Below are 12,038 nucleotides of genomic sequence, written 5' to 3' on the forward strand. Positions count from 1 at the left end.
GTCCGGGGCGTGGCCGGCGTCAGTCCTGGAAGACCTCGATGTTGGCGCCGACCTTGTTGAGGCGGTTGGCGAGATCCTCGTAGCCACGGTTGATGACGTACACATCGCGCAGGATCGAGGTGCCCTTCGCCGCGAGCATCGCCAGAAGGATGCACACCGCCGGACGCAGCGCCGGTGGGCACACGATCTCCTGATAACGCCACTTGGTGGGGCCATGGACGATCACGCGGTGCGGGTCGAGCAACTGCACGTTGGCGCCGAGGCGGTTGAGATCGGTCATCCGGATCGCCCGGTTCTCGTACACCCAGTCGTTGATGAGTGTGCGGCCCTCTGCCGCTGCGGCGATGACGCCGAAGAAAGGCAGGTTGTCGATGTTGAGGCCGGGGAACGGCATGGGGTGGATCTTGTCGATCGGCGCGGTGAGTTTCGAGGGGCGCACCGTGAGATCCACCAGGCGGGTCCGTCCGTTCTGGGAGGGGTACTCCTCGGTCCGCGAGTAGTCCAGACCCATCTCGTGGAGGATCGAGAGCTCGATCTCCAGGAACTCGATCGGTGCGCGCTGGATCGTGAGTTCCGAGCCGGTCACGATGGCGGCGGTGAGCAGGCTCATCGCCTCGATCGGATCCTCCGAAGGCGCGTACTCGACGTCCTTGGAGATCTCACCGACGCCGTCGATGGTCAGCGTCGTGGTGCCGATGCCTTCGATCGTGACGCCGAGCTCCTGCAGGAAGAAGCAGAGGTCCTGCACCATGTAGTTCGACGAGGCGTTGCGCAGCACGGTGCGTCCCTGCGTCATCGCCGCGGCCATGAGGGCGTTCTCGGTGACGGTGTCGCCGCGCTCGGTGAGCACGATCGCACGCTGGGGGACGTGGCGTTGGCTGTGAGCCTGGTAGAAGCCCTCGGTGGCCTCGACATCGAGCCCGAATGAACGAAGGACCTGCATGTGCGGCTCGACGGTACGCGCGCCGAGATCGCAGCCACCGGCGTAGGGCAGATGGAAATCCTCGAACAGGTGCATCAGCGGGCCGAGGAACATGATGATCGAACGCGTGCGACGTGCGGCCTTCAGATCCATGGACTCCAGGCGCAGACGGTCGGGGCGACGCAGCGTCAGATCACTGCGATCCTCGGACCAGGTGACCTCCACGCCGATGGACGTCAGCACCTCGACGATGCGGTTGACCTCCTCGATACGGGCGATACCGCGCAGCACCGTGGTGCCCTTGTTGAGCAACGACGCGCACAGCAGCGCGACGGCGGCGTTCTTGGAGGAACGGACGTCGATGGCGCCGCTGAGCTTGGTGGGGCCGGTGACGCGCAGGTGTTCTGGGCCGGTCGGTCCCACGGAGATGAGTTCGCTGCCGAGTGCTGCGGCGATGCGATTCACCATGTCCAGCGAGAGGTTCTGATTGCCCGACTCCATGCGGTGGATCGCGCTCTGGCTGGTGCCGAGGATCTCGGCGAGTTGATTCTGGGTCAGTCCACGATGCTTGCGGGCGTCACGGATGAGGCCACCGATCGTGTCCTTGGCGGGGGTGTTTTCCAGGGGTGTGTCAGTCACGCGCATCACGGTAACTCACATACGAGATAATTCAAGGAACCAGGCGGTGCCGTGTCGAACTTCCGACGGGGTGCCCCGAGCGAATGTCGGGGCACCCCACTAGAGTTGCGTCCATGAGTTCACACTTTGACGTCGTCGTGTTGGGAGCCGGCCCCGGCGGGTACGTGGCTGCGATCCGAGCAGCCCAGCTCGGGAAGAACGTGGCCATCATCGAGAAGAAATACTGGGGTGGCGTGTGCCTGAACGTCGGGTGCATCCCGACGAAGGCCCTCCTGCGCAACGCGGAGCTCGCCCACCTGGTCACCAAGGAAGCCGACACCTTCGGTATCAGCGGCGACATCAGCGTCGACTACGGCAAGGCCTTCAAGCGCTCGCGTCAGGTCTCGGAGCGCATGGTCAAGGGCATCCACTTCCTGATGAAGAAGAACAAGATCACCGAGATTCACGGCTGGGCGAACTTCAAGGACGCCAAGTCGCTCGAGGTCGAGCTGAACGACGGCGGCACCGACACCGTCACCTTCGATGACTGCATCATCGCCACCGGCGCAACCACCCGGATGCTCCCCGGCGTCGAGGTGAGCGAGAACGTCGTGACCTACGAAGAGCAGATCCTCGCCGACGGCGTGCCGAACTCCATCATCATCGGTGGCTCGGGTGCCATCGGCATCGAGTTCGCCTACGTGCTGAACAGCTACGGCGTCGACGTGACCGTGGTCGAGTTCCTCGATCGCATCGTCCCGTCGGAGGACGAGGAGATCTCCAAGGAACTCCTCAAGGCCTACAAGAAGCTCGGCGTGAAGGTGATGACCTCCACCAAGGTGGAGAAGGTCGTCGACAACGGCGATTCGGTCCAGGTCACCGTGTCCCCGGCCAAGGGCGGCGAGTCGCAGACCCTTCAGGCCGACAAGATGCTCTCCGCGATCGGTTTCGCGCCGCGCACCGAGGGCTACGGCCTGGAGAACACCGGCGTGGAGCTCACCGACCGCGGCGCCATCGCGATCGATGACTACATGCGCACCAACGTGCCCGGCATCTACGCGATCGGTGACTGCACCTCCAAGCTCATGCTGGCCCACACCGCCGAAGCCCAGGGCGTCGTGGCTTCGGAGACCATCGCCGGCGCCGAGACCATGCCGATCAACTACGACATGATCCCGCGTGCCACCTACTGCCAGCCGCAGATCGCCTCCTTCGGTTACAGCGAGAAGCAGGCCAAGGAGAAGGGCTACGACGTCAAGGTCGCCAAGTTCCCGTTCTCTGCCAATGGCAAGGCCTGGGGCCTCGGCGACGCCACCGGTTTCGTCAAGCTCGTGGCCGATGCCACACACGGCGAGATCCTCGGCGCAGCGATGATCGGCCCCGATGTCACCGAGCTGCTGCCCGAGCTGACGCTGGCCCAGCAGTGGGACCTCACCGCTCACGAGGTGGCCCGCAACATCCATGCGCACCCGACCCTGTCCGAGGCCCTCAAGGAGACCGTCGAAGGCATCGCGGGGCACATGATCAATTTCTGACGTCATGACACGTCAGTTGGTCGCCGCCGGGCTGGTCGTCGACGACCTCTTCGCCCCCACGCAGGTGGTGGTCGGTCGACGCATCAGCCCTTGGGAACTCGCCGGTATGTGGGAGTTCCCGGGCGGCAAGGTCTTCGAAGGAGAGGCTCCCGAGGTCGCCGTCGAGCGTGAACTCATGGAGGAGCTCGGCTGTGCGGTCCATCTGGGTAGCGAACTTCGTAACCCCGGTGGGGGAGCGTGGCCCATCAATGACGCACTGGAGATGCGTCTGTGGTGGGTCACGCCCCTCACGGGGATCGACGCGGTGATCCCCGAACACGGGCCCAGCCACGATGAGATCATCTGGGCCGACGCTGCGCGACTAGGCACCCTTTCGTGGGTGCCGGCCGATCACCACGTGGCGCAGGTCGTCGCCAACCACCTGCGCTGACGCATCATGGGCTCGGCGCCTCGGCCAGGCGTCGGTGCGAGGTGAAGATTCGCGGCTCATCGGTGAGGGGATCGGTGAACTCGAGCCGATGCGCGAGCAGCTGCAGTGGTGCGGAGAAGTCGTCGAGACGCCAACCGCTCACCGTGGGGTAGAGCGGGTCGTTGATGATCGGAAGCCCCAGTCGCAGGAAGTGCAGACGGATCTGGTGCGTCTTCCCGGTGTGGGGGACCGCCTCGTACAGGCCCCGATCACCATCTGAGTCCAGAAGCCTGATGGTGGTGGACGCGTTGGGCTCGGCGTCGGGCACCTCGCGGGCCTGCCACACGCCCCGGTCCTTGACGATGTGACTGCGTACCGTGACCGGGTCCCGCAGCGTCGGATCCGCCGCAGCGACGACCCGATAGGTCTTCGACGCGCGTCGATACTCGAAGACTTGTTGGTAGGGAGCACGGAACTCGCGGCGGGTGGTCAGCAGCAGGACGCCGGCCGTCACCCTGTCCAGCCGGTGAGCCGGCGACAGCTCCGGCAGGTCCAGTTCCTGGCGCATACGCACCACGACGCTCTGCCGCACGTGATTGCCGCGGGGGATGGCGGCGAGGAAATGTGGCTTGTCGACCACGACGATGCGGTCATCGCGATACAGCACGTCGACGGCGAAGGGCACCTCGACCTCGTCGGGAAGATCACGGTGGAACCAGACGAAGCGATTCGGCACGAAGGGCGCGTCGGCAGGTAGGGGATCGCCCTGCTCATCACACCAGCGCCCTTCGGCGAACATCTCATCGATGCGCGTGGGGCTCAGCTTGGGGATGCGGTCCACCAGATGGTCACGAAGAAGTGTCCATCCGCCCGATGACGGAGTGCGGATCCACGCGGCGTCGAGACCGTCGCGTTGGGGGAGAGGGGATCTGGGCATCAGAGCCAGCCGTTCTGTACCGCCACGCGTGCAGCAGCGGCACGATTGGGGGTACCGGTCTTGGTGATGGCCGCCGAGAGGTGATTGCGGACCGTGCCGGGGGAGAGATGGAGGTCGGCGGCGATGGCCCGGATCGGGCGACCATCCAGGCTGGCCTCGAGCACGTCACGTTCGCGAGGGGTCAACGGGGAACGCCCGGTGAACAGCGACTCGTTGGCCAACTCCGAATCGATCACATGGAGCCCCTGGGCCACCTTGCGGATGGCTTCGGCCAGGGCATCGGGCTCGGCGTCCTTGGCCACGAAGCCACTGGCGCCCGCGTCCACGGCACGGCGAAGATAACCGGGGCGCTCGAACGTGGTGAGGATGATGACGCGGACCTCGGGGAGTTCGGTGCGCAACGGCTCACACACATCGAGGCCGGTGCCGCCGGGCATCTCGATATCCAACAGGGCGATGTCGGGGCGATGCTCGCGGGCGGCGGGCAACACCTCGTCGCCGCGACCGACGGCGGCGGCGACGCTGAAATCCGGCTCGAGCGTCAGCAGGCTGGTCAGCGCGGTGCGGAACAGGGCCTGGTCGTCGGCCAGGAGGATGCGGATCATGCGAACTCCAGAACCACGTGAGTGCCGGTGTCCCCGGTGACGGTGAGGCGGGCGCCGAGTGTCCTCGCGCGGGAACGCATGCTGCGCAGACCGTGTCCGAGGGTCTCCTTGGCCTCGTCGAAACCCAACCCATCGTCGATGATCTCGACTCCATGGGCGGTCAGGGTGATGTGACACCGCTCCGCGTGCGCGTGCCGTACAACGTTCGTGGTCGCCTCCCGCAACACCCATGCGGCCAGTCGGCGTCCGCTCTCTGGGACGTCCTCCGGCGAACCGGACACCGTGACCTCGACGCCCGCCGACTCCAACCCATTGCGTGAAAGCTGAAGTTGCCGGGCCAGATCGGGGGCGCTGAGTTGCTGCATCGTGGCACGCACCTCATCGGTGGCTTCACGCGACAGGCCGGTGATCTCGGTGAGCTCGCGGGATGCGGCGTCGGGGTCGGAATGCACGAGACGGCGTGCGAGCTCAGCCTTGACCGTGATGAGCGACAGGGAATGGCCCAAGAGATCATGGACGTCGGAGGCCACACCCTCGCGGGTCTCGGCGCGAGCCAGCTCGATCTGCAGGGCGGTGGCACGGGCCTCGGTGCCCGCGGCGAAGCGGCTCACCATCAACGCAAGGGATGTCCACAGCAGCGGCAGCCAAGCCCAGGTGACCTCGTGGAGAGGAAACCACAGCCCGGCCAGCACGATGGAGATGGAGACCAGAAGAACGGTGAGGACGAACGCGATCACAGTCGGCGTGAGGAACACGGTCGTGGCGACGATGTAGGTCACCATCGGCAGGGCTCCGACCTTGAGGGCGGGCGTCATCGCCGCGGTCGCGAGCATCTGCAGAACCATGAGCGTCGCCGTGGGCCGGACCCACTTCCGGCCGTGATCCACAAGGTCGATCCGGCTCATCATCGCCAATCCGATGGCGAAGAGCACGACGTGGCCGAGGAGCCCCAACCAACCGAGGACGGTGGCCGGCAGGGGCGCCGGTTCGACGATGAGGAAGTAGGCGGGGATGATCGCGAACAGCAGCCAGACGAGCTGGGCCCGCAACGGACCCAGCTCGCGCAACCAGGAACTCAAACGGGTCACTGGCGTGCGGTGCCGCGCTTCAGCCCCAGCGCGGTCAGGAGTGCGAAGATCAGAGCCCACGCCCCCATGTTCGCAGCAAGGAACCAGAGGGGGTCGGTGGCGTCCGGATCGATGATGCCTTCGAGTACGGGGTAACGAGCCAACCCGATCAAACCGTATGCCGGGGTGAAGCGTCCGATCTCGAGCATCAGCCCACTCAGGGGCAGGAATCCGTTGCCGAGGAAGAACAGGACCACGAGCAGCCCGCTTGCCAACCCCACCGCCTCCTCCGAGCGGAACCAGGTCGCGATGGCCAGCCCATAGAGCGAGAACACCATGGCACCGAGCATGCACAGGCCCCAGATGGCGGGCCAACGCCACCAGGCAGCCAACTCGGCATTGGTCACCGCGCCGGTGAGCAGGACCACGGTGACCGGCAGAGCGGCCACGCTCATGGCCATGAGCACCTTCCCCGCGATGAACTGGGCCGAGGTGTAAGGGGTGAGCGCGAGTTGTCGTCGCCAGCCGGTCTGTTGTTCGAGAGCGGCCGTCCCGGCCAGCGATGACGTGGCGGTGACCGCGCCGTAGACGGCCATCGAAGCCATCATCATGGCCGAGACATTGCCGTGCAGCGTGGCTTGGGTCGCATAGTCCTGAGTGACGCCGAACACCACGTACATGACCGTTGGAAGGATGATGGTGAAGAACAGATTCACCGGCATACGCAACTGGCGGGCGAAATCCAGCCACACGTAGCGTGGATTGATCAAGGTGCTCATGCCGTGGCTCCTGTCGTTGTGGTGCGGGTCAGTGCGGCGAAGGCGGAGTCGAGGTCCGCGGTTGTGATCTCGAGGTCGGTGGCGGCGGTGCTGGTGAGCAGGTGGAGCGCCAGTGCGTCGGAATCATCGGCCCACCAACGGACACGTTCTCCCTCGCGCTCATGGTGAGTGACCCCGGGCAGCGAGATATCCGGCGTCCAACCCGGCCAGTGTGCGCTCACCGAGCGTCCCGCACCGAGACGACGGATCTCATCGACCGTGCCATCGGCCACGATGCGGCCTTCGGCGATGAGGATGATGCGGTCGGCGAAATCCTGGGCCTCCTTGAGGTAATGGGTCGCGAACAGGACGGTCTGCCCATTGGCGGCCTCCTGATGCGTGGTGGCCCAGAACTCCGCTCGAGCATTGACGTCCATGCCGGCGGTGGGCTCGTCGAGGATGAGGATGTCGGGATCGGGTATCAGAGCCAGAGCGAACCGCAGGCGCTGGCGTTCGCCTCCGGAACAGTGGCTGACGCGCCTGGACGCCAGCGGGGTGAGGTTGGTTCGACGCATGAGTGTGTCGAGATCGATGCGTCCGGGATGCAGGGTCGCGATCATGGTGAGCGTCTGGTGCACGGTGAGGTCGTCGAGCAGCCCTCCGCTCTGCAGGATGGCGCCGATCCTCCCGGCTTGCACCGCCGCGCGCGGCGAACCGCCGTGCACCTGGACCGTGCCGTGCGTCGGGTCGGTGAGCCCGAGCATCATGTCGATGCAGGTGCTCTTGCCAGCGCCGTTCGGGCCGAGGAAGGCCACGACTTCGCCGGGGTCGAGCATCAGGTTCACATGATCGACGGCACGGACCGGACCATCGCCGGTGGGGAAATCCTTGACCACATCACTCAGGGCAATCGCTGTCATGGTTCGACCATCTCGCGGTCCGGATCGCGCGAGAAGTCGACGATGTCACGTATCGATGCGTGACCGATGTCATGGATGCGGTTCCCTCGTGGTGCATCAGCGTTCGGAGGCGCGAACCGGGCCGGACACGTGGTGCGTGATCAGGTTGGAAAACTCCCCAGGCGAGAGCGTACTGAGGTAGATTTTCGGGCTGGCAGTTGTCGGCTTTGATCATCGAACGAGTGAGGCGAACCATGGTGGAGCAGTGGCCGGTCCTGACGTTGCTACCACCGGTGGTGGCCATCATCCTTGCGATCTGGACACGCAAGGTGCTGCTGAGCCTAGGCATGGGCGTGGTCCTGGCGGCGTTGCTCGTCAGCAATTTCGGCCCGGTGGGTTTCCTGAGGCAACTGTGGGCCGCGTTCGCGGGGATCTTCTGGGCTGAGGGAGCGGTCAACACCGGCAGCGTGTTCATCCTGCTGTTCCTGCTGATTCTCGGCATGATCACCGCTCTGGTGCTCATGGCCGGCGGTAGTGAGGCGTTCTCCGACTGGGCCGCGCAAAAGATCACCTCACGTCGTGGCGCGAAGTCCCTCGCTGCGGGACTGGGCATCGTGCTCTTCATCGACGACTACTTCAACGCACTGGCCGTGGGGCAGATCGCCAAGCCGGTCACTGACAGATTCCGAGTCTCCCGCGCGCATCTGGCCTACATCATCGACTCCACGTCGGCGCCGGTCTCGGTGCTTGCGCCGTTCTCGAGCTGGGGTGCCAGCATCATCGGGCTCATGGCACCGATCATCATGGCCGGGGGAGTGGCGTCCAACGATGTGCTGGGCTTTCTCGGTGCGGCTGCATCCAACTACTACGCGATCGCTGCGGTCGTCGCGGTGATTCTGGTGATCTGGTTCGGGTTGGAGATCGGTCCGATGCGCAAGGAGGAGCGTCGGGCGCTGAAGAAGAATCGGATGTACGGCAAGAAGGCGGAGATCCCCGGAGAGCTTTCGGAGGATCTTCCGGTGCACCGGCCGGGGGCCATGAGTTCGATCATCGTCCCCTTCGTGGCGCTGGTGCTGGGCGTCATCGCCTCGATGTTCGCCACCGGTTATGCAGAGTCCGGCAGCGCTGCTCCCATGGACATGCTCGCCAACACCGTGGTGGCCGATTCGCTGCTGTACGGATCTTTGATCGGGCTGGCCGTCGCGTTGGGGTATTACCTGCGCCACACCCGCAACAATGACCAGTTCAAGGGAGCGACCCTCATCAACGGACTGCGTCAGGGGGCGGCCTCGATGCTGCCCGCGATCTGGATTCTCATGCTCGCGTGGATGCTGGGGGCTCTGGTTGGGGAACTCGGCACGGGGGAATTCCTGGGCGGGTTGGTGACCGAGGCAGGTCTTCCGACACAGTGGCTCATCCCCATCATGTTCCTCGTGGCCACCGGTATGGCGTTCTCGACCGGGACCTCGTGGGGCTCGTTCGGCATCCTCATTCCGCTCGCCGGTGACATCCTGCTGCACGTCCAGGCCGATGAATACCTGATCCCCGCGCTGGGAGCGGTTCTCGCCGGCGCGGTGATGGGGGACCATTGTTCGCCGATCTCGGACACGACGATCCTGTCCAGCACCGGTGCCGGCTGCGATGTGGTGACCCACGTGCGCACACAGCTTCCCTACGCGCTTGCAGCCGGAGGCGCATCACTGCTGGGTTATGTGGTGCTCGCGTTGACCGCCTGGGTGTGGCTGGGGCTGATCGTCACGCTGGTGGTGCTGGCTGGTTCGATCGTCATCGCGACCCGGCGGATAGACGGGTTGGAAGAGAAATATCCACTGCCTGAGACCGAGGCGAGCAGCAAGGCCTAGTACACCTAGTCGTGGCGTGCGCAATGCAGCGTTTGATCCATGATCGTTGCGCTGGAGAGCGCGAGGGCTCGTGAAACGCTGCACTGTGACAGGTCATTCCTCTTCAGCCAGCAGTCGGTCCCGCAGGTAGGGGAGGCAGAACTCCACGACACCACGTGCGGGCGCGGAAATCAGCCCCTGATCGATCAGGCGCCGCCGATACATCCCGGCGTGCCCTGCGGTGACACCCAGCCGTTCGGCGACCTCACCGGTACGTGAGGGACCGTCGTCGCTGGCCATGGCGCGCAGATACTCCATGTCCTTGGGGGAGAGTGCGGCCAGAGCGGTGTCGTGGACGTTACGGGTGAGAATGCGCCGGGCTCGCGGGATGGCCGAACGGACATGGCGCTCGTTGATCTCGCTGGAGTGGTCGACCTCGGCTGCACGGAAGGATTCGGAGCCGACGAGTTGAACGAGGAAGGGATACCCCTGAGCACCGGCGACGGCTTCGGCCGCGCCCTCGCGGGAGAAAGGGAGTCCGGCATCCCGGGCCGGTTCGAACAGAGCGCGCCGAACGGCGTGGTCGGGGAGGCGGTCCAGGTCGAAGCGGCTGGCTCGCCGCAGGAAGGTGAGCACATCGTCGTGGAGCAGATCGGAGACAGATGTGGGCAGCCCGGCGGCCACGAAGACGATCGACCGTTCCTCGCGGATCGCGTGCTGCACGAGCACGGTGAGCTGGCGCAGATCATCGGCAGCATGACGATGGATCTCGTCCACAGTTATGACAAGCCCGGTGCGTTCGGTGATCTCATTGATGTACCGGCGCGCATCCCAGCCCACGGGGCGCTCGTTCTCCACCTCGGATCGCACACTTGCGCTGACTCCGAGCGCACCGACCGAGGCACCCGAGACGGACCGACGATGGCCGGGGCCCGCCAGACCATCGAGGATCTGGGGGAGTTCGCTGCTGGTGAGTCGATCGAGCAAGCCGGGAAGGGATGTCTCACTGATCACGGCCCAGCCGGCGTTTCTTGCGATGCGCTCGAACTCGTTGAGCATGACGGTCTTGCCCATGCCGCGGGCTCCGGTGATGAGGCCGACGCGCGCCATTGCGCCGGGATTCTCCAGCGCGTAGGCGAATTCGTCGAGATGGTCCTGTCGGCCTGCGGTCACCGGAGGCGTGCGGCCGAACGATGGAGTGAAGGGGTTTCCCATGGGCCCACGCTAACCTTCTTTATAAAGATAAAGAAGGGAAACGGGGCCCATGGGCGGAAATGGTCAGTTGCCAGGGTTCTGGCTGGTCGGGGCGGTGCCCGGCTGGAAGTTCTGGCCGGCCTCCGGGGTGTTGGGGACTTCGAGGGAGTCGCGCGTCTGGCAGTTGACGATTCCCCAGTGCAGGTGCGGGCCGCTCGAGTAGCCGGTGTTGCCCGAGGTGCCGATCGCGGTGCCTGCTTCGACCTGGGTGTTGACGCTCACGTCCAGCGTGTCCATGTGTGCGTACTGGGAGCAGCGGTTGTCGCCATGGTCGATGAGGACCATGTTGCCGTAGCCCGTCTGATCCTCGCCGGAGAAGACGACGGTGCCGGGGGCTGACGCGTACAGGCCGGTGCCCACCGGCATGCCGAAGTCGACGGCGTAACGGTTCCACTGGTCGTAGTGCGAGAAGCCGCCGCCGGGGCCCTGCGTCACCTGGTGGGAGCTTCCCTTTGCGAAGGGAAGGAAGTAGGTGCCGTCGCCGGGGTTGGGCTGCTCGGGGGTGGATTCGCCACCTTCGTCGCATTTCGGCACGCCGTCGATGTAGCCGTTCGTGCCAGTGTCGACCCAGCCGTCGGAGACATATCCGCCGTTGACGCGATTCCAGATCTCTGTCGAGCCCCAGTTGCCGGTGACGGCCTGGCCTGCGCTCTGGCATTCGATGGTGACCTGCGAGCCCTGCGCAGCCCAGCTCTTGATGGTCGATGACGTGTTGGGGGCCTCGCGCACGGCGAGCTGTGGGGCCACGACGGTGGCCGTGGTGCTGGCTGCCTGCGCGTCGGGCAAGGCGATGGTGCTCCCGGCGGCGATTGTTGCGGCTGCGGCGGCAGCTGCGGCGAGCAAGCGCTTGTGAATCATGCTGACGTCCTTGTGTGTCTCGTGGGGGTGGCGACGCGATGCGTCAGCTCGGACGCAATCACATGAGATGCGGGACGGAAATGCCGTGTGGGCTGGAAATTTCCACTGCGTGCAGGTTCTGGGGCTCCTGCAGCCTCATTGCAAGAGTCCGATAATCAGCATTATGTCATTATGGGTGTGGATGGGCGCCCTCTCAAGGTGGATGCCCTCGCAAATCGTCAAACCATGCACGACCCCACGCCTCTGATGACGTCCTCTCGCCCCCTGTGCTGCCGGAATGGGATACAAGTGCGACGTGACCGCCGTCTCTCGCGGGATTCCGCGAGAGGACATCT

At 65.1% G+C, this 12,038-nt stretch carries 11 protein-coding genes; 3 read left to right on the top strand and 8 right to left on the bottom strand.

The genetic code is table 11. The annotated features are described in order from the left end of the window. Window positions 1-19 precede the first annotated feature (19 nt). Complete coding sequence (locus FB460_RS00735) at window positions 20-1,546, bottom strand: helix-turn-helix domain-containing protein (RefSeq protein ID WP_211345866.1); 1,527 nt, start codon at window positions 1,544-1,546, stop codon at window positions 20-22. A 128-nt stretch (window positions 1,547-1,674) separates the two neighbouring features. On the opposite strand from FB460_RS00735, the gene lpdA reads away from it, so the two are divergent. Together lpdA and FB460_RS00745 are read left to right on the top strand one after the other, a co-directional pair. Further along, the gene (lpdA, locus tag FB460_RS00740; protein WP_142092236.1) at window positions 1,675-3,075 is read left to right on the top strand and encodes a dihydrolipoyl dehydrogenase; all 1,401 of its coding nucleotides are present in this window, start codon (window positions 1,675-1,677) and stop codon (window positions 3,073-3,075) included. 4 nt (window positions 3,076-3,079) lie between these two features. Then, on the top strand, window positions 3,080-3,505 hold the full coding sequence (locus tag FB460_RS00745; protein WP_142092237.1) for an NUDIX domain-containing protein: 426 nt from the start codon (window positions 3,080-3,082) through the stop codon (window positions 3,503-3,505). A gap of 4 nt (window positions 3,506-3,509) precedes the next feature. On the opposite strand, the gene FB460_RS00750 is transcribed toward FB460_RS00745, so the two are convergent. The 5 genes from FB460_RS00750 to FB460_RS00770 form a co-directional block, all read right to left on the bottom strand. Next, window positions 3,510-4,283: a pseudouridine synthase gene (locus FB460_RS00750; protein WP_246044268.1), complete on the bottom strand. Its 774-nt coding sequence runs from the start codon at window positions 4,281-4,283 to the stop codon at window positions 3,510-3,512. 137 nt (window positions 4,284-4,420) lie between these two features. Further along, window positions 4,421-5,026 carry a response regulator transcription factor gene (locus FB460_RS00755; RefSeq protein ID WP_142092239.1) on the bottom strand — a complete coding sequence of 202 codons (606 nt, stop codon included), beginning with the start codon at window positions 5,024-5,026 and terminating at the stop codon, window positions 4,421-4,423. After that, on the bottom strand, window positions 5,023-6,093 hold the full coding sequence (locus FB460_RS00760; RefSeq protein ID WP_142092240.1) for a sensor histidine kinase: 1,071 nt from the start codon (window positions 6,091-6,093) through the stop codon (window positions 5,023-5,025). Before FB460_RS00760 ends, FB460_RS00755 begins: the two co-directional genes overlap by 4 nt. Window positions 6,094-6,110: 17 nt before the next feature. Then, window positions 6,111-6,872 (bottom strand): ABC transporter permease, encoded by a 762-nt coding sequence (locus FB460_RS00765; protein ID WP_142092241.1) that lies wholly within the window; start codon window positions 6,870-6,872, stop codon window positions 6,111-6,113. Next, window positions 6,869-7,771 carry an ABC transporter ATP-binding protein gene (locus tag FB460_RS00770; RefSeq protein ID WP_142092242.1) on the bottom strand — a complete coding sequence of 301 codons (903 nt, stop codon included), beginning with the start codon at window positions 7,769-7,771 and terminating at the stop codon, window positions 6,869-6,871. The genes FB460_RS00765 and FB460_RS00770 overlap by 4 nt, the downstream gene beginning before the upstream one ends. A gap of 221 nt (window positions 7,772-7,992) precedes the next feature. On the opposite strand from FB460_RS00770, the gene FB460_RS00775 reads away from it, so the two are divergent. Next, window positions 7,993-9,612 carry a Na+/H+ antiporter NhaC family protein gene (locus tag FB460_RS00775; protein ID WP_211345770.1) on the top strand — a complete coding sequence of 540 codons (1,620 nt, stop codon included), beginning with the start codon at window positions 7,993-7,995 and terminating at the stop codon, window positions 9,610-9,612. Between the two features lie 93 nt (window positions 9,613-9,705). Here the strand turns inward: FB460_RS00775 and FB460_RS00780 are convergent, their stop codons facing one another. Both FB460_RS00780 and FB460_RS00785 read right to left on the bottom strand, forming a co-directional pair. After that, on the bottom strand, window positions 9,706-10,806 hold the full coding sequence (locus FB460_RS00780; protein ID WP_142092243.1) for an AAA family ATPase: 1,101 nt from the start codon (window positions 10,804-10,806) through the stop codon (window positions 9,706-9,708). Window positions 10,807-10,869: 63 nt separating this feature from the next. After that, window positions 10,870-11,703 (bottom strand): M23 family metallopeptidase, encoded by an 834-nt coding sequence (locus FB460_RS00785; RefSeq protein ID WP_142092244.1) that lies wholly within the window; start codon window positions 11,701-11,703, stop codon window positions 10,870-10,872. Window positions 11,704-12,038: the final 335 nt, after the last annotated feature.

The organism is Propioniferax innocua (assembly GCF_006716235.1).
In the GTDB taxonomy this organism is placed as follows: domain Bacteria; phylum Actinomycetota; class Actinomycetes; order Propionibacteriales; family Propionibacteriaceae; genus Propioniferax; species Propioniferax innocua.